Raw genomic sequence first — 19,220 nt, 5'->3', positions numbered from 1 at the left:
GATGAGGCTAATGGATAATCAAGATCAAGATCAAGAACAAGATCAAGATCAAGAACAAGATCAAGAACAAGAACAAGAACAAGAACAAGAACAAGAACAAGAACAGGAACAAGAACAAGAACAAGAACAAGAACAAGAACAAGAACAAGAACAAGAACAAGATCTGATCAAGCGATTGTTATGTTACTATGGTGATGATTTTACCGGATCAACGGATGTACTCGAAGCTTTGTTTCAGGCAGGGTTGAAAACGATCTTGTTTCTGGAGCCACCTTCGCCGGAAGTGCTGCAGGAGCAGTTTCAAGACGTGGATTGTTTTGGGGTGGCGGGTGTGGGACGGTCTCTATCACCTGAGGAGATGGAGAGGGAATTACGCCCGATATTTATAACGATGAAGATGACCGGAGCGGTTATTGTGCATTATAAGATATGCTCAACGTTTGATTCTTCACCTGATATCGGAAGTATCGGAAAAGCGATGGAGATCGGCAGGGATGTATTCGGTGGCCGTTATGTGCCTTTACTAGTGGGCGTGCCCTATTTACGAAGGTATACACTCTTTGGCAATCATTTTGCGGCAGCAGGAGAGCGCATACATAGGCTCGACCGCCATCCTACGATGTCGCAGCATCCCGTGACTCCGATGGTAGAAGCGGATATACGGAAGCATTTGCAAAGGCAAACGAAAATGCAAACTTCATTGTTTGATATTTTAGCGCTTGAAGGACCCGATGGAGAGGTGCATGGGAAATTAGAGCAATTAATTGAAAACGAACAGCCTGATGTCGTGTTATTCGATGTTCTGGATGAGCCTCGATTAGAAAAATCAGGCCGTTTGATCTGGCAGGAAGCGAATGATGGCGAGGGATTGTTTGTAGTCGGATCATCAGGTGTTGAATACGCGCTCAATGCTTGCTGGAAAGCAGATGGTATCTTACCACCCGCAGAGCAGGATGTAGTTACGGTTGAATCTGTCGATCGTCTTTTAGTGGTGTCGGGCAGCTGCTCACCAGTTACAGAGAAACAAATTCAGCGTGCTTTGGAGGCAGGATTCACCGGAATTCGGGTTCCGATGAATGAATTAATCCAACCGGAGCTGGCTCAGGAAGCGCAGTTGCGATTGCAGCAAGAGGCGCGATCGGTGCTGGAGAGCGGTCGAAGTGTGGTACTGTATACAGCCTCGGGACCACAGGACCAGACGATTGCTCTCATTCGTGAAACGCTTGCTGCACAAGGGCTTAAGGCCGAAGACAGTGGGCATCTGCTGGGTAAAGCGCTCGGTAAGCTGACCAGAGAATTAGTGGCAGAGACAGGTGTGTCACGCATTCTTATCGCAGGCGGGGATACATCAGGTTATATAACACGTGAGTTGGGTATCTATGCAATAGCCTGTAAAGCGGCGCTTGAGCCTGGTGGACCTTTATGCCGTGCATATTCGAAAGAGCCGCAGTTTGACGGTCTGGAGCTTGTTCTGAAAGGTGGACAAGTCGGCGGTGAGAATTTTTTTGAAAAGGTAAGAGTTGGCACGGAATTGTAGAATTGTACATGGCAATGCGGTATGACGTTTGGGTATCGATGGTAGTGGGCATTACATAAATACTTAGGAGGTATTCATGGATAAAATCTGGTTTCAGCAACCAGCTGCCGAATGGAACGAAGCGCTGCCGATTGGGAATGGCAGGCTGGGGGGCATGATTTTTGGCAAGGTTGCCAAGGAAAAAATTCAGCTGAACGAGGATTCGGTTTGGTATGGAGGACCAAAGGAACGCGACAATCCGGATGCCCTGCAGCATCTTCCGCAAATCCGTCAATGGATCGCGGAAGGGCAAATCCGCAAAGCGGAGCAGCTTGCGGTAATGGCACTTTCTGGCGTCCCGGAGGGGCAGCGCCACTATATGCCGCTCGCTGATTTGACGCTGGCGTTTGCTGATCACGAAAATGAGGTCGAAGATTATGTGCGGGAGCTTGACTTAAGTACTGGCACTGCATCCTTATCTTACCGGACGGGCGGCGTTCGTTATACCCGCGAGATTCTTTCAAGTCACGTCGATCAGGTGTTGGCGGTTCGGCTAGAGGCTGACAGGCCTGGCGCCTTATCGTTGACCGCGCGTCTGATGCGGGGCGAGAAAAATAAGTATGCAGAACAAATAGGCAGGCTGTCCGATCACAGTATTGCGATCCGAGGCAATTGCGGCGGCGGTGGTTCCGAATTTTGTGCCGTATTATTTGCGGAGACTCAAGGAGGCGTAGTCAACGTTATCGGTGAACATTTGATCGTGGAACGAGCTGACAGTTTGACACTCTACGTAGCGGCAGCCACCTCATTCCGTTGCGAAGATCCGGAGGCAGAATGCGTCAGACGGGTAGAGGAAGCGGTATCGAAAACGTACTCGCGGTTGAAGGACGATCATCAGGAAGACTTCGGACGTCTGTTTGACCGAGTTTCCTTTAAGCTGAAACCCCCTTCGGAAGAAGTTAAGGATTTACCGACAGATAAGAGGCTGGAGCGGGTTCGCGAGGGCGGCGAAGATTCAGGTATCATTTCGCTCTATTTTCAATATGGCCGGTATTTGCTCATATCCAGCAGCCGTCCAGGCTCCTTGCCTGCCAACTTGCAGGGTATTTGGAATGATAAAATTGAGCCGCCGTGGGACAGCAAATATACGATCAATATTAATGCTCAGATGAATTATTGGCCCGCCGAAACATGTAATTTGTCGGAGTGCCACGAGCCGCTGTTCGACCTGATCGAGCGAATGCGCGAGCGCGGACGGAAGACCGCACAAATCATGTACGGCTGCCGGGGATTCGTTGCGCATCACAATACGGATATTTGGGGCGACACTTCTCCGCAGGACATATACATTCCAGCAACGTACTGGCCGATGGGTGCTGCATGGCTTTGTTTGCACCTGTGGGAGCATTTCGAATTTGGCGGCGACCGCGAATTTTTGCTGCGAGCATATGAAACGATGAAAGAATCGGCATTGTTCTTTCTTGACTATTTAATAGAAACTCCGGACGGCAGGCTGGTGACCTGCCCATCCGTATCGCCGGAAAATACGTACGTTCTGCCAAATGGGGAAAGAGGCTGCCTTACCATGGGACCGGCGATGGATAATCAAATCTTACATGCTTTGTTCTCAGGATGTATACGGGCAAGCGAATTGTTGGAAGCGGACGAAGCACTGCGGGAAGAGTGGATTCATGTCCGTGGTCGGCTTCCGGAACCGCAGATCGGCCGTTACGGCCAACTTCAGGAATGGCTCGAGGATTATGAAGAGAAGAAGGCCGGACACCGGCATATTTCCCATCTGTTCGGACTTCATCCCGGCAGTCAAATTAACGTTCGGAAAACACCGGCATTGGCCGAGGCAGCGCGCAAAACGTTGGAGCGCAGACTTGCACACGGAGGCGGGCATACCGGTTGGAGCCGGGCGTGGATCATCAATTTCTGGGCTCGTCTAGAAGACGGGGAGGCCGCTTATGAGAACGTTATGGCTCTGCTAAGCAAATCGACGCTGCCGAACCTGCTTGATAACCACCCTCCGTTTCAAATCGATGGTAACTTCGGGGGAACTGCAGGCATCGCCGAAATGCTGCTGCAAAGCCATACCGGAGAACTTCACTTGCTGCCGGCGCTGCCAATAGCATGGTCGGACGGAGAAATGAAAGGACTGAGGGCACGCGGGGGCTTTGAGGTGGATATCAAATGGAGGAGCGGAAAACTCGAAACGGCTGAGGTGCGATCGCAGCTCGGTGGTATTTGCCGTGTTCGAACGAGTGTCGGAGTTCGTATAGTTGGAGCTGAACTCTTGAAAGATTATTCGCTATTGGATCAAGTGGTAGGGTTTAAGACGGTCCCCGGAGTGGCTTATGTCATCGAGTCGCTCTAAATCTAAATCGTTATCCTATGTTAAAGAGTTGTCCACTGTGTAGTCCATACAACGGTCGGAAGCTCTTTTTTTTGTTGTTGAAGGTTCCCCAAAGTAATATAACAGTTGAAATTGCCCATCTGAAGCGAAATCGACACGAACCATTGTACATTCGAGACTGTCGATCAATATAAGACTCAAAAAGCTTTTTAAATATGTCAATGAATTGATTTTCAGTGAGATTTAAAGAATATGAGTCCCGTTGTAAGGTTGTTTTTCATCGTTACAGACGTTAGGGGAAGCGGAAGCGCGTATGTAACGATGTTTTTGGACTTAGAATTTCAATCTTACAGACGAAGAAGAAGGCAGATTTGTAAAGTGAGCGAGGCTGTAAGGTTGTTTTTCATCGTTACAGACGCTAGCAGACGAAGAAGAAGGCAGATTTGTAAAGTGAGCGAGGCTGTAAGGTTGTTTTTCATCGTTACAGACGCTAGGGGAAGCGGAAGCGCGTCTGTAACGAAGTTTTTCAGTCTTGCAGACGAGAAGAGAGCAGATTTGTGAAGTGAGCGAGGCTGTAAGGTTGTTGTTTTTCATCGTTACAGACGCTAGTGAAAGCGGAAGCGCGTCTGTAACGATGTTTTTGGACTTAGAATTTCAATCTTACAGACGAAGAAGAAGGCAGATTTGTAAAGTGAGCRAGGCTGTAAGGTTGTTTTTCATCGTTACAGACGCTAGGGRAAGCGGAAGCGCTTATGTAACGATGTTTTTCAATCTTACAAACGAGAAAAGAACGGACNAGACGAAGAAGAAGGCAGATTTGTAAAGTGAGCGAGGCTGTAAGGTTGTTTTTCATCGTTACAGACGCTAGGGGAAGCGGAAGCGCGTCTGTAACGATGTTTTTCAGTCTTGCAGACGAGAAGAGAGCAGATTTGTGAAGTGAGCGAGGCTGTAAGGTTGTTTTTCATCGTTACAGACGCTAGTGAAAGCGGAAGCGCGTCTGTAACGATGTTTTCCAATCTTGCAGACGAGAAAAGGGCGGATTTGTGAAGTGAGCGCGTCTGTAAGGTTGTTTTTCATCGTTACAGACGCTAGGGGAACCGGAAGAGCGTATGTAACGATGTTTTTCAATCTTACAGACGAAGAAGAAGGCAGATTTGTAAAGTGAGCAAGGCTGTAAGGTTGTTTTTCATCGTTACAGAGGCTGTAAGGTTGTTTTTCATCGTTACAGACGCTAGGGAAAGCGGAAGCGCTTATGTAACGATGTTTTTCAATCTTACAAACGAGAAAAGAACGGACCTGTGAAATGTTATATTTCACTATTAAAACAGTACTGTCCCGAAGAAACGCGAAGGACGGCATAACCAGCTTCATAACCGATGATCTCGACGCAGTTTGCTTTCTCAATCATAGATCCGTTTTCTGTAATCGTATCCATGGATATCGCCGGGACATAGACAATACCCGAACAATTCGCTGGCATGACCACGTTTAACATCAACTGATGATGGGAAGTTCGCTTCCAAACTACACGCAAACATCCGACGGGCAGCCAGTGCTCAGCCTTGACTTCTTCCAATCCTGGGGGTATTGCCGGTTTAATTGTCACCTTATAACTTTCAAAGGCAGGGTCATATCGATAATCGATTCCAGCCAAGCCGACGTATAACCATTCCTCCAAGTGACCGAGCATAAAATGGTTTTGCGATTTGCCAACGGTCGGACCGTCCCACGCTTCCGTCAACGTCGTCGCACCGTGCGCGATTTGATATCCGTAGCTCGGATGATCGGTTTGTCGAGTCATTTCGTAGATGATGTCCGAACGGCCATTCAGCGCGAGTGCAAGCAGCACATAACGATGCCCGACATCGCCAGCTGTCGTATGATAACCATGCAGACGAATGTCTTCGATCACTTGGGATAGTACGCTTTCCTTATACGGCTCATCGACAAGCCCCAATACAAGCGGCATGGCGTTCGAGGTTTGACTGCCTGTCGCATAACTGGATGTTTCCCGTTCAAAAAATGCGTCATTAAACGCCGATTTGATCTTCTCCCGCAGAGCTGCGTAGTTGACGGCGTCCTGGTTGTTGTTTAACAAGCATGCGATTTGTGTGAAAATATCTACGATATGGTAAAACATCGCTGTTTCAGTATGAGAGACAGGCGTGTTTTGCGCAAATCCGGGTCCGTTTTCCCCGACATCATACCAATCACCAAGCCCTTGACTAACGATTAAATGATCGGAGCTTTCAGTCACGTAATCGATATACGCTTTCATACCCTCATAATGCTCGGCCAAGATCCGAGTGTTGCCGTACATACGAAATAGGTTCCAACCTGTCAGCACATACGCGCCGCCCCACGAGACGGAGTCGCGGAAACAGCGCCACTTATCGGAAAACACGACGTATTCGGGTGCCGTCGTCGGCACCATCCCGCTGGGGAGTTGGGCATCCCTGATGTCTTCCATCGTTTTCGTTAACAAGGGTTCAATCTGATAATTGAATGCTACGGCGGGACCCATCAGATGGACTTGTTCCAACCATCCGAGCTTTTCTCGATGGGGACAATCCGTAAATAGGCTTTTCATGTTGCTAAGAATCGCTTGATTAATGATCTTCTGCGTCCGGTTCAGCATAACATTTGAGCTTTCGAATCTTCCTGAAACCCTCGTATCTGGATAGATCATCTGTCCCTCAATGCTGACAAGAACGGGACAGTCCGTTGGGAGCCGCCCTAACGAATCTGCGGGAATAGCGCCTTCGATTTGTACATAACGAAAACCGTAATAGCTGAACCGAGGCGACCAGATTTCTTCTCCGTTTCCTTTCAGGATGTAGGAAAATCTGTAGGGGGAACCGGTCCATTTTTGATTGGCCGTACCATCATCCTTCAATAGTTCTGCTGGGGATAAGGTGATTTTGGAACCTTCCTGACCAACAACGGATATTTCAACCCATCCTGAAAAGTTTTGCCCGAAATCGGCGACGTACACGCCTGGCGTAGGTTGCGATATGCTCACTGGTTTGAAGGTCTGCATGACTTTCAAAGGAGAAAGCGCTTGTGATTTCAGTTTTCCAACAGGCGGGGCAACTTCGGCAACGTATCCCCAGGCTTCGCGTTCCGTGAAACCGGGCAAATCCCAACCCGCTTGCACACGGCGCGCGTCAAAGTCCTCACCTCCATATATGCATGAAAAGGTGATCGGTCCCGCTGAGGTTTCCCAGTCCTGATTACTGGCAATCGTGACGATCGTTCCATCGGTATGCGTGATTTCGAGCTGAATCATACATCTCGGGGTACCAAAGGAATGTTTGAATTTGCTGTAACGGCCGCCTGTCACGTTGAAAAACCCGTTCCCGAGCATAACGCCCACCGCGTTAGCTCCTTTTTTCACTTCGTCCGTCACGTCGTAAACACAGTAGAGACAAGTTTTGTCAAAGTTAGTCCATCCGGGCGTAAGCACATGATCGCTGACCTTGTTTCCGTTTAACCGAAGCTCGTATTGTCCCAAACCGCATATGTAAGCTCTTGCTCTTTCCACAGATTTATCTAGGTTGAATTCATATCGGAACAAAGGAAGCGAAGCATGTTCCTGCGGCTCTCCGTCAGGTTCACCAATCCAGCGGGCTGCCCAATCGCTTTCTTTTAAAAGTCCCATTTCCCACCATGATACCGGACTTTCTGTCATCTGATCGGTTTGATCCCAAAACTGAAGCCTCCAATAATAGCGAGTACGGGATTGTAGCAGAGGGCCTTCATATAGAATATGTACGTTTTTCCTGCTTGCCATTTTCCCGCTATCCCATATGAAGCGCTGCACACAGTCCTCCTCGGTTGACACCACGATCCGGTAGGCTGTTTGCATTTGCGAGCGAACAAGACCAGATTTGAAGCTCCAGCCGAAAGCAGGACGTGTGACATCGACCCCAATAGGGCATATTTTGCTTTCAACAAACATTTCGTCCAGTTGCATCGTTTGAGTCTCCTTTTAACCATCCTCTAATTGGAATTCATTGTCGAAAGATATCTTGCGAGGCGGCCACGCTGATCGTTCGGAACTCTTTACCGTAATTTTTTGTCGGATCGCCTTCCTTATAGAGTCTGCAGGAGCAATAGAAGTGATATAGCACGCCATTATGCGTAATGACGGAAGGCTTATGGGCAAAAATGGAATCGATGGTTCCCTCTTCTCCAACCCGAATGATCGGATCGGGATATTTGTCCCAATGTAAAAGATCCTGCGAAAGCGCAATCCCTTCTTGTGCTTGCTTGTAATTATAGCCAAAGAAATACATAACCCATTGGTCTTTATCCTGTAAAACACAAGGGTCGCTGACAAAACCAGAGTCCCATCTTTCCGGAGAGACACGTAATATGGGGTTTTGCTCGTATCTCTGCCACTCAATCAGGTCTGTGGAGAGAGCAACGCCCGTTTGTTCGATCCATTTCCCCTTATTCGTGTTTTTGGCATTATAAAACAAATAGAAAGTGCCTTCATGCTCAATTAGGCATTCTTTGTATAAACCGCCTTTTTCCCAATCTGCGCCTGCCTCCGGGGTTAGAATCGGATCAGGGCATCTATGCCATTCCAGCAATTGTTCATCTTCCGTCCATGCGATTCCGATTTTTGCCGAACCTTCTTCGTACCCGAACTCCGGATAGGCGTGATAGAGCAGCCAGTATTTGTTGTTCCATTTCTTAAGCATTGGAGGAGCATCGATCTGATTTTCCTTCAAGATCCATGTTCCTGCTATATTTTTCGAATCCCAGCCTGAACCTTCATCTCGTCGTAAAATCACACTTAGGTGATCCCAGTGTAAAAGGTCTTTGCTTGTGGCCAAGGCTGTTTGATAACCCGTACCGTCAAACCCTACATACATCATGTAAAACTTATCGTTATGTTGAAAGACAAAGGGGCAATCAACAGCACGTTCATCAAAATGACCAGGGATACCGGATCCGACAAGCACCGGTCTACCCAATTTATATGGTGTTACATAGGGCCCAATATTCATCATTTTCACACTCCTCAACTGTAGTTAGAACTTGTGACAGATGTAACTTATTTTAAGATTACTATCATACTTCTTCCTACTGAGGGGGGGATTGAATCCGATATATAGGGCGATTGCATCTTCAACTTACAGCTGCATTGACATCGCCTGTAAGCGGGCGTAGGATGGGGGGGAATTATGGAAGTTTCGTTCGGAAGGGGGACTAAAGTGAAAGCCGATTATGTATCCAATCCGTACATGTTTCAGACAGCTGGCAGCATTGTCGCTGGATGTAATACCATCGCCCAACTGATTCCGCGAATCAAGTTGCTCGGCGAATTTCGGCATGCGGTGATCGTTACACAGCCTTCTATAGTAGCGCTGGGGGTTATCGAGCAAATCGGCGTCGAGCTCAAGCAAGCGGGTATATCCAGCCGTTGTATAACGGAGGTGAAGCCGGAACCGACGGTTGAAAATATACGCGCAGTATTCGCTAATATATCCGCAGAACCTATGGATTTGTTAATAGGCATTGGTGGAGGAAGCGTTCTCGATGCTACGAAAATATTTTCCATTTTGCTGACTAATCCAACGGACGTGCAGAGCTTAATCGGCACCGATCTCGTTTCGCAACCGGGCATCCCGACAGTTCTAGTGCCGACGACTTCGGGAACCGGTTCCGAAGTGACGCCCAATGCGATTGTAACCGTTCCCGAGGAACAGTTGAAGGTCGGTGTGATTAGCAGACACTTGCTGCCCAAACTGGTCATTATCGATCCTGTTTTGACGGTAAGCCTGCCGCAACCGATTACGGCAGCAACAGGAATGGATGCTTTTACACATGCCTTGGAATCGTATATATCGAATAAAGCCAACCCGATAAGCGACACGTTTGCTTTGGAATCCATACGCTTGATTGCAGACAGTCTGGTTCATGCCTATCATAATGGCTCGGATCTCGGAGCGAGGGAGAAAATGCTGCTCGGATCGATGTACGGAGGCATGGCACTGAGTGCGGCAGGCACAGCAGCCGTACATGCGCTCGCTTATCCGCTCGGGGGCAAGTTCAACATTTCGCACGGAGTCGCCAATTCAATGCTGCTGCCGCATGTCATGGCCTATAATATGGATGCCATATCTGGGCGGCTTGGAAATGTAGCCCATGCCATGGGACTGCAGGTGGAAAAAGGGGGAGGGAGGGACTCATCTGAACGGGTGATCGAGCAGATTTTTGAGTGGACATCAGAGATGCATATCCCGCAAAATTTGCGTGAATTCGGCATTACGGAACGGGATGTGGAAGATCTGGCGATCGCTGCATCAAAGGTCACCAGGCTTTTAAATAATAATCCAAAGCCGATGGACTTGGAATCGATGAAGTCTGTTTACCGGAAACTGTTTCCATGACATATGGGGAAGTTAAGCATTTTGTAAATGAGAAAAACGGATAAGCGGATGAGCCATCATTCTGTAAATAAGAGCTTCCAAGGACTGCTATTTTCTTCGAAATTAGATCGTATTCTTAAAATAGCGGTCTCCAAAGACCTTTATCTGTTTGATTTTCACCGAAATGAAGAAAAGCCTTAAGAATAAGAGCCTCTACAGGCTCCTATTTCCACTAAATGCGATAAAAATGGCAAATTAACAGCCTCTAGAGACTCATATTCGCATGAATGCCCCTCACCAGATAAGCAAAAGCAAAACTCTAAGGAGGAAACCGCAATTGAAAATTGCTGTCATAGCCGATGACATTACGGGATCGGGGGATACAGGCGTACAGTTTGCCAAACGCGGGCTGCAAGTATCAGTGCTTCTGCAATTTATGTCCGAGACGGGAGCGATGTCTGAGAGGGATGTACTCGTACTGGACACCGACAGCCGTTCCCTAGATGCTGAATCGGCATATCAAAGAGCTGCGGAGGCATCGAGGTGCGCTCAAACTTATGGCGCGGATGTTGTGTTTAAAAAAATCGATTCCACCATGCGAGGTAATCTCGGTTCCGAAATTGACGCCGTTTACGACACATTTCGTCCCGATTTCGTCATCATCGCCCCTGCCTATCCCGAAACAGGGCGTCTGGTTCGGGAAGGCAGATTGTATGTTCATGGTAAACCGCTGCATGAAACCGAATTCGCAAACGATCCGAAAACGCCGGTCACCGAATCGTACATTCCCGACTTATTGCATCGGCAGACGAAGCAGCCTATTGAAGTCATCCCATCCGCGATATTAGCGGGAGGAAGTAGCGCGTTTGAGCTGGTTATGCAAAGCTGCATGTCTCGGGGAATCAGCTACTTACTCGTCGATTCGGCCGATGATGACGACCTGCGTCGTATCGTTTCCTTAGTCGGGGAGACGACTTACTCGACTGTTTGGGTCGGTTCAGCCGGCTTGGCGCGACAATTGGCTATTCAACATTCGTCTTTAACACAGCCCTCGTCACAGGAATGTCGTAAAACGGACGGACCCATACTTATCGTGATCGGCAGCGTCAGTCCTCGGTCTCGTCGCCAATTGGATGTCCTTCTCAGTAATCCGGAAGTACGGGGCATCCAGATGGAGGCTTACCGGCTCGTATCGGGCAAAACCGAAAGAGAGCAGGAATTGGCGAAAGCTGAGGAAGAAGCAGCGCTGACCTTAAGCGCAAACCTTCATACGGTGTTATATTCGTCAGGTGACCGGGAAGCTATACGATTTGCTCAGGATACTGGCACACGAAGTGGCATGGATGCGCAAGAGGTCAGCAACGCAATATCGCAAGCTTTGGGGGAATCGGTGTCCCGTGTACTGAGACGAGTTAGGGTTGGAGGGATCGTCATGACGGGAGGCGATACTGCAAAACATGTTTGCTCAGCTCTCCATGCGATCGAATTCACTGTGCTTGACGAGGTGGAAAGTGGCGTGCCGATTGGACTGCTCATGATGGACGAACCGCTTCCAGCGATCACCAAAGCGGGGGGATTTGGATCGGATCAAGTGCTGCTGCGAGCGTTGGAATCATTGAATGGAGGAATCGGGAGGATATGAAACCAATAATTGGAATCACAATGGGTGATGCATCAGGCATCGGGCCAGAAATAATCGTGAAAGCGCTGCATCATGCTCCGGTATACGAAACCTGTCGTCCGTTCGTGATCGGCGACCCCGTTATGTTGAAACGGGCTCTTCAGATCGTTGGAGTTTCGGCTTCTATACATACAGTGTCAGGACCGCAAGAGGGGCGTTACGAATACGGCAGCATCGATTGCATGGATGTACATCTACTCCCACCGAATCTTCCGTTCGGTAAAGTATCTGCCGAGGCGGGACACGCCGCTTACAAGTTCGTTGAGAAAGCGGTGGAGCTGGCGTTGGCCCGGCAAATCGACGCCATATGTACCGCCCCGTTAAACAAGGAGGCTTTGCACAAAGGCGGTCACCTCTATCCGGGTCATACGGAAATATTGGCCGGATTGACGCGTACCGAAGACTATTCCATGATGCTCACTGCACCGAAGCTGAAGGTCATACATTTGACCACACATGTCGGATTGATTCAGGCGATCGAGATGATCGATCCAGAGCGGACATACAAGGTGATTAAGCTGGCGCATGAAACGTTACGTAGGGCTGGAAATGTTAGACCGCGTATCGCCGTTTGCGGGATTAATCCGCATGCAGGGGAGAATGGCTTGTTTGGGAACGGGGAGGAAGAACAGAAACTGATTCCCGGCATCATGCAGGCAGCGGAAGAAGGTGTGGACGTTACCGGTCCTTATCCTGCGGATACACTATTTTATCGGGCTGTTCGCGGAGACTTTGACATTGTAGTTGCTTGTTATCATGATCAAGGACATGTTCCGATCAAAGTGCTCGGCATTGAAGCCGGTGTCAATATCACGATCGGGTTGAACGGAGGTATCATCCGCACTTCAGTCGATCATGGAACGGCCTATGACATTGCCGGTACAGGTAAAGCGGATGAACGAAGTATGTTGGCAGCGATCCGCTCTGCGGTTGAGCTTGCGCCCAAATGGATTGACAACCTTTCACAAAACATATAAACGATTCATTCTACCACCCGATCCATACAAGGAGAGATACGATGTTAAAGCCCGCTGGCATTATTCCCGCTATGATTACCCCTTTTGACGAATCTCAAAATCTCAACGAGTCCGCATTGCGACAATTAGTCCGTAGGTTCATCGATGCAAATGTTCACGGTCTATTTTGCCTAGGTACCAATGGGGAGTTCTTTTCTTTGACATTAGAAGAAAAGCTGCGAGTTGCCGAGATCGTCATAGAAGAAGCGCAAGGACGGCTTCCGGTTTATGTAGGCGCTGGGTGCGTCGGAACAAAGGAAACGGCCAAGTTGGCTGCACGCTTGGAACAGATGGGAGCCGATGCGTTATCGATAATCACTCCCTATTTTTTGACGTTTACGCAGCAGGAGCTGATCGGGCATTTCCGTACGGTTGCGGAAGCGACGGCACTGCCTATTATTTTGTATAACATTCCGGCGAGGACCGGAAACGTGATTTTACCTCGGACTGTCATGGAGTTAAGTAAAGTGCCTAACATTGTTGGAATCAAAGACAGCAGCGGAAGCTTCGATAATATTTTGCAAGTTCTAGAGCTGTGCGAACCGGATTTTGCGGTATTGGCAGGGACGGACTCGCTCATATTGCCGACACTGATGGCTGGCGGACACGGAGCCATCGCAGCTACAGCCAATGTATTCCCAGAGGTCGTCAGCTCTATTTACGATTTATGGATGCAGGGTAAACCGGAAGAAGCCGAATTGTCGCAGCGAAAGCTGCGCGCTTTGCGAAGTGCGTTCTCGCTTGGTACCCTGCCTTCTGTTCTGAAGGAAGTGATGAACATGATCGGTTTGCCTGCGGGAGAACCGCGACTGCCGGTTCAATCTCTCACTCCATCAGTTAAAGGAGAGCTGAGAATTGTGATGGATCGATATATAGGCGAAGGGGTCATAAAATGATCAGGAAGAGGTGCTGAAGATGAAGGATGTAAACATTCCAAATGGAGTTTGGCCAACGATGCTGACCCCGTTCACAAATTCCAACGAAGTGGACTATGGCGCATTAGGGCAACTAGTCGAATGGTATATTGCCCAAGGCGTTCACGGTCTTTTCGCTGTCTGCCAATCGAGTGAAATGTTTTACTTATCCTTGGAGGAAAGAGTAGCGATCGCGCGGTTCGTTAAGGAAAAAGCTTCAGGCCGTGTGCCGGTGATCGCTTCCGGCCATATCTCAGACGGATTCGATGAACAGGTGGAAGAGCTTCAGCGGATGGCTGACACGGGAGTTGATGCGGTCGTGTTGGTCAGCAACCGGCTAGCCGGGCCGGAAGAATCGGACGAGGTATGGTTGAACCGTGCAATGGAGCTGCTGGATCGAGTGCCGGATGTGCTCTTTGGCATTTACGAATGCCCATATCCTTACAAAAGGCTGATGACCCCAAAACTGCTCAAATGGTGCGCGGATACGGGCAGGTTTGGGTTTCTCAAGGACACGAGCTGCGATCTTAAGCATATTGCCGAGAAGCTCGATGCGGTAAAAGGAAGTCCATTGAAAATTTTCAATGCTAATTCCGCAACACTGCTTGAATCGTTACGTTTGGGCGCAGCCGGCTTCAGCGGCGTAATGGCCAATTTTCATCCCGAGCTGTATGTACAACTGATGGAGCGTTGGGATTTAGAGAGCAATACGGCCGAAATGATACAAGCGTTTGTAGGACCGGCGTCCTTGATTGAACTGCAGATGTATCCCGTCAATGCGAAATATCATCTGCAAAAAATAGGCCTACCCCTAGCGATACACTGCCGTACCAGAGATTCTAGTAATTTCAGAGAAAACCAAAAGTTTGAGGTGGAGCAGCTCGATTCACTGTATCATCTGTTCAAGCAGCAGCTTATGAAAAAACAAAACGTAAACGCTTGACAAGAACAGCTGACCCTTTGGGGAATTTGAAGCTGCAGCATACGGCCTCAAGGCCGCCGATCAGGGAATGAAAATACGAGGGGGCGTTACAGTGCCATTTAAAGCAAAGGACAAAATCGTATTTATCGGTGACAGTATAACGGACAAAGGAAGAAAAAAGGACCCCTTAAAACTGGGCTTGGGTTATGTAAGGCTGCTGCATGATTATCTCACTGCGGTATATCCGAAACTGTCGTTGAAAATAATCAATGAAGGTGTATCCGGAAACCGCGTGATTGATTTGGAAAAAAGATGGAGAATAGATGTACTTGATCACCAACCGCAATGGGTTTCGATTTCTATCGGCATCAATGATGTATGGCGGCAATTGGATTCGCCGGATGCGGATCAGGTGTACCCAGACAAGTTCGAAACGGTGTATCGCAGCCTGCTGGATCAAACGAAACAATTACCCAATTGTCGTGCGATTCTCATGCAACCTACGGTAATCAAGGAGTATCCTGATTCTACAGGGACCCAGTTACTGAAGCCTTACGTGGACATTGTTAACCGTCTGACGGAAGAATATAGTGGCATCCTTGTGCCGACGCATGAAGCATTCATCGATTTCTTACACTGTGAAACAGGTCAGGACTTAACGACTGACGGCGTACACATGAACACGCTCGGAGATATGCTGATGGCCACTTCTTGGCTGAAGGCAGTTACGGGCACCCCCAATAGGAATTAGTCCTGATCTATTAGTTAGACTGCATGCCATTCACCATGGATGCAGTCTTTTTCATGACTTTTTTGAGAGATTCATGGAGAGGTGGAAGGCGTCGCCTATAAAATAGGTGAATTCGCCCTATAAACGAAAGTTGAATTTTAGATACACTTGACTCAAGCATCCCGGTGAAGGGAGTCTGTCTATAGGAGGAGAGGACTATGAAAGTTTCTGATCTAAAAACGGAATACATCGAAAATCCGTTAGGTATCGTTACAACCGTTCCCCGCTTAAGCTGGATCATGGAATCGGAAGAATACGGTCAGGTCCAGTCGGCCTATCACGTATTGGTAGCATCTCATCCGGAGATGTTGAATGAGAATAAAGGTGATTTATGGGACAGTGGAAAGGTTCAGTCCGACCAATCTATCCATATCTCTTACGGAGGAGCACCTTTAGAATCAAAGCGAGTTTATTATTGGAAGGTCAGGGTTTGGGATAAACGCGATATGGTGTCTGAGTGGAGCAGGTCAGCTCACTGGTCGATGGGATTTCTAAACGAAAACGAATGGCAAGCACGTTGGATTGGCAGAACCAATCCTCAGAATACGGAGCTTTTGCCTTCTCCCTATATGAGAAAAACATTTCGAATCGAAAAGCCGGTCCGCCAAGCTTTCATTTATGCAACTGCATTGGGCTTGTACGAACTACATATTAACGGTGAAAGGGTAGGACGAGATTATTTTGCCCCCGGATGGACAGATTACAACATTAGGGTACAGGTCCAGACCTACGACGTAGCGGCGTATCTGAGTACGGGAAGTATGGCTCTAGGTGCGATCCTAGGCACCGGATGGTATGCCGGTCACGTGGGTATGTTCGGTCCGAACAGGTACGGAGATAACCCTTACTTACTGCTTGAACTGCATATCGAATATGAGGACGGTTCCTCTGACATTATTGTGACAGATGAATCATGGAAAGTGTTTGCAGGTCCTATCCTGTACTCGGATTTACTAAAAGGCGAAAGCTTTGACGCCCGTCTGGAACCGAAGGGATGGAACCTGCCTGGTTTTGATGATGACTCTTGGGAGACGCCTGTTGTTTTGGAACGTTACGAAGGGATTTTGACCGCACAAGTAGATCCTCCTGTTCAAGTTATGAAGGAACTGCTGCCGATCAGCATGAAGAAAACACCCCGTGGCTCTTACCTATTTGACATGGGGCAAAATATGGTCGGATGGGTTCGTCTTCAAATGGAAGACGGGCAAGAAGGTCAGGAGGTTACTGTTAGCTGCGCGGAAATGTTGAATGAAGACAATACGTTATACACCATAAATCTGCGCGAAGCCGTTCAGCAGGAGACATACATCTTGAGAGGCGACAGGGAGGAGTGTCTGGAACCTCACTTTACTTTTCACGGGTTCCGGTATGTAGAAGTTACGGGATTGATGAATTCACCCACGCTGCAAACGGTCATCGGTAGAGTGGTTCATTCGGCGACGCCGCAAACGGGTTGGTTAGAAACTTCCAACGTCATGCTGAATAAGCTTCTAAGCAATATTGAGTGGGGACAACGCGGCAATTTTCTCAGTGTGCCGACGGACTGTCCGCAGCGTGACGAAAGGCTAGGTTGGACGGGGGACGCTCAAATTTTTGCTCGTACAGCCAGTTTTAATATGGATGTCGGACGCTTTTTCAATAAGTATATGATCGATGTTATCGATGCCCAACGGCCCTCCGGAGCTTTTCCAGATGTGGCGCCGGATTCCGGCTGGGAAGCGTTTAAGCATAATCATGCGGAACTTAACTGGCATGCTCCCGACAATGGCGGATGGGGGGATGCAGGGGTTATTATTCCTTGGACCGTTTACCAGGTGTATGGCGACCACAGGAATTTGGAGGAATGCTATCCGGCGATGGTCAGATGGGTGGAGTATTTGCAAGCGAACACGGTGAACTTGATCCGACCGGGTTACTCGAATTATGGTGATTGGCTCTCCATCCATGCGGACACGCCAAAGGACGTGCTCGATACTGCTTATTTCGCTTACAGCACCTTACTGTTGTCCAAATCTGCGAAGGCACTCGGCAAGGAAGAAGATGCACGTAAATACGCGGATTTGTTTGAAAAGATCAAACAAGCTTTCGAGAATGCGTTTGTGGATGAGGCCGGACGGATCAAAGGAGATACGCAGACCGTATACGTGCTTGCACTGAAGATGAACCTGCTGACAGAAGAGCAGCGTAAACTTGCGGTTCGGCATTTGGCGGGGAATATCCAGCTGCACGGTAATCATTTGACGACAGGTTTTCTCGGCGTCGGGTATTTACTTCCTGCTTTAACCGAAGGGGGGAGAGAAGATCTTGCTTACACTTTGCTCAATCAAGGTACTTTCCCTTCTTGGCTTTATTCCATCAAGCATGGAGCTACGACTATTTGGGAACGGTGGGACGCCTGGACAGAAACAAACGGATTCCAGAATCCGGGTATGAATTCGTTTAATCATTACTCATTGGGTTCAGTCGGCGAGTGGATGTATCAAAATATTATGGGGATCAACACAGACGAGGACAGACCGGGATATAAACATATTGTGATTCATCCGCGTCCAGGGGGCGGGCTATATTTCGCCAAGGGTGAATTTCATTCTGTATACGGCAGGATCCGAGTAGAGTGGAAATTGGAGCGGTCGTGCTTCGTTTTGAAAGTCCAAATTCCTGTGAACACAACCGCCACAATCTATGTGCCAGGTGCCGTCCTGAATGAGGATGGGCACGTAACCGAGGGATTGCATTATGTAGGAATGGAAAACAATAAATCCATTTACAGCGCTGGTTCAGGAAGTTACACATTCGTTTCTCGATGGACAGATGTCGGATTGAGTCTGGGAGCGGAGACAAATGTCGCGCATGAGATTGGAGCATAAAGTAGCTGTTGTTACCGGTGCAGCTTCCGGTATTGGAGAGGCTGTTGCACGGCGATTCGCCGAAGAGGGTGCCTGCGTGATCGTCAATGACATATCCGAAGCGGGAGTTCGGGTCGTCGAAGAGATCGTAGAGGCAGGTGGGAATGCCTTGTTTGTCCATGCCGATATTCGCGCCGAAAACAGCGTAATTGCCTTGATGGAAGCTGCCAAAACATATTTCGGCGCCCTGCATATTCTCGTTAACAACGCCGGGGTTACTTGCAGTGCGAACGTGGTGACAGCTGACGAAGCAGCTTGGGATCACGTGATGAATTTGAATTTGAAAAGCGCTTGGTACTGCTGCAAGCACGCCATTCCGTTCATGATGGAACAGGGTGTTGGCAGCATAGTCAACATCGGCTCGACTCATGTTATCCGTACACAGCGAAATCATTTCCCTTATCACTCTTCCAAGGCAGGCATGCTTGCGATGGCACAAGGGATTTGTGTCGATTTCGGTGGTCAGGGAATCCGTGCGAATACCATTAGCCCGGGGTTTATTGAAACCCCGCTTGCCGAGACCTACATGCAGTCCTATCCAAACCGGGAACAGAAACGCAGTGCCATGCTGGCAACACACCCTGTCGGGCGATTCGGTAAGCCGGAGGACGTGGCGAATGCGGCCGTTTTTCTTGCATCTGATGAAGCGGGATTCATTGCGGGAGCGAATCTCGTTGTGGACGGAGGTAGGTCTGTATTGCAGGTCTTCGATTAAAGATCGAACGGTTAATCA

The 19,220-nt window shown here is 48.6% G+C and carries 13 protein-coding genes; 11 read left to right on the top strand and 2 right to left on the bottom strand.

Annotated features, from left to right (window positions below; genetic code table 11):
* Positions 1-10: 10 nt before the first annotated feature.
* From ASD40_RS02215 to ASD40_RS02205, 3 genes are all read left to right on the top strand, one after another.
* The gene (locus ASD40_RS02215; RefSeq protein ID WP_082562037.1) at positions 11-1,537 is read left to right on the top strand and encodes a four-carbon acid sugar kinase family protein; all 1,527 of its coding nucleotides are present in this window, start codon (positions 11-13) and stop codon (positions 1,535-1,537) included.
* A gap of 76 nt (positions 1,538-1,613) precedes the next feature.
* Positions 1,614-3,896 (top strand): glycoside hydrolase family 95 protein, encoded by a 2,283-nt coding sequence (locus tag ASD40_RS02210; RefSeq protein WP_057301719.1) that lies wholly within the window; start codon positions 1,614-1,616, stop codon positions 3,894-3,896.
* 231 nt (positions 3,897-4,127) lie between these two features.
* Positions 4,128-4,436: a hypothetical protein gene (locus ASD40_RS02205; RefSeq protein WP_057301718.1), complete on the top strand. Its 309-nt coding sequence runs from the start codon at positions 4,128-4,130 to the stop codon at positions 4,434-4,436.
* Between the two features lie 745 nt (positions 4,437-5,181).
* Here ASD40_RS02205 and ASD40_RS02195 read toward each other — a convergent pair.
* Together ASD40_RS02195 and ASD40_RS02190 are read right to left on the bottom strand one after the other, a co-directional pair.
* A complete protein-coding gene (locus ASD40_RS02195) occupies positions 5,182-7,851 on the bottom strand; it encodes a family 78 glycoside hydrolase catalytic domain (protein WP_057301716.1) in 2,670 nt (889 codons plus the stop codon).
* Between the two features lie 37 nt (positions 7,852-7,888).
* Positions 7,889-8,896: a hypothetical protein gene (locus ASD40_RS02190; RefSeq protein ID WP_235549140.1), complete on the bottom strand. Its 1,008-nt coding sequence runs from the start codon at positions 8,894-8,896 to the stop codon at positions 7,889-7,891.
* 174 nt (positions 8,897-9,070) lie between these two features.
* On the opposite strand from ASD40_RS02190, the gene ASD40_RS02185 reads away from it, so the two are divergent.
* The 8 genes from ASD40_RS02185 to ASD40_RS02150 all read left to right on the top strand — a co-directional run bounded on the left by ASD40_RS02185 (position 9,071) and on the right by ASD40_RS02150 (position 19,202).
* Positions 9,071-10,279: an iron-containing alcohol dehydrogenase gene (locus tag ASD40_RS02185; RefSeq protein WP_057301715.1), complete on the top strand. Its 1,209-nt coding sequence runs from the start codon at positions 9,071-9,073 to the stop codon at positions 10,277-10,279.
* Between the two features lie 316 nt (positions 10,280-10,595).
* Positions 10,596-11,900, top strand: coding sequence for a four-carbon acid sugar kinase family protein (locus ASD40_RS02180; protein WP_057301714.1), 1,305 nt, complete (start codon positions 10,596-10,598; stop codon positions 11,898-11,900).
* Positions 11,897-12,916 (top strand): 4-hydroxythreonine-4-phosphate dehydrogenase PdxA, encoded by a 1,020-nt coding sequence (gene pdxA / locus ASD40_RS02175; RefSeq protein WP_057301713.1) that lies wholly within the window; start codon positions 11,897-11,899, stop codon positions 12,914-12,916. Before ASD40_RS02180 ends, pdxA begins: the two co-directional genes overlap by 4 nt.
* 41 nt (positions 12,917-12,957) lie before the next feature.
* Positions 12,958-13,851 carry a 4-hydroxy-tetrahydrodipicolinate synthase gene (gene dapA, locus ASD40_RS02170; RefSeq protein ID WP_057301712.1) on the top strand — a complete coding sequence of 298 codons (894 nt, stop codon included), beginning with the start codon at positions 12,958-12,960 and terminating at the stop codon, positions 13,849-13,851.
* Positions 13,852-13,870: 19 nt separating this feature from the next.
* On the top strand, positions 13,871-14,812 hold the full coding sequence (locus ASD40_RS02165; RefSeq protein WP_156389869.1) for a dihydrodipicolinate synthase family protein: 942 nt from the start codon (positions 13,871-13,873) through the stop codon (positions 14,810-14,812).
* A gap of 91 nt (positions 14,813-14,903) precedes the next feature.
* Complete coding sequence (locus ASD40_RS02160; RefSeq protein WP_057301711.1) at positions 14,904-15,542, top strand: SGNH/GDSL hydrolase family protein; 639 nt, start codon at positions 14,904-14,906, stop codon at positions 15,540-15,542.
* Positions 15,543-15,739: 197 nt separating this feature from the next.
* Complete coding sequence (locus ASD40_RS02155; RefSeq protein WP_063870700.1) at positions 15,740-18,448, top strand: glycoside hydrolase family 78 protein; 2,709 nt, start codon at positions 15,740-15,742, stop codon at positions 18,446-18,448.
* Positions 18,423-19,202 carry an SDR family NAD(P)-dependent oxidoreductase gene (locus ASD40_RS02150; protein WP_082562029.1) on the top strand — a complete coding sequence of 260 codons (780 nt, stop codon included), beginning with the start codon at positions 18,423-18,425 and terminating at the stop codon, positions 19,200-19,202. Before ASD40_RS02155 ends, ASD40_RS02150 begins: the two co-directional genes overlap by 26 nt.
* The last annotated feature ends 18 nt before the right edge of the window (positions 19,203-19,220 follow it).

The organism is Paenibacillus sp. Root444D2, from assembly GCF_001426375.1.
Taxonomy (GTDB): Bacteria; Bacillota; Bacilli; order Paenibacillales; family NBRC-103111; genus Paenibacillus_E.
The sequence above is the reverse complement of the archived record's forward strand: the minus strand, read 5'-3'. Positions and strand labels throughout refer to the sequence as shown.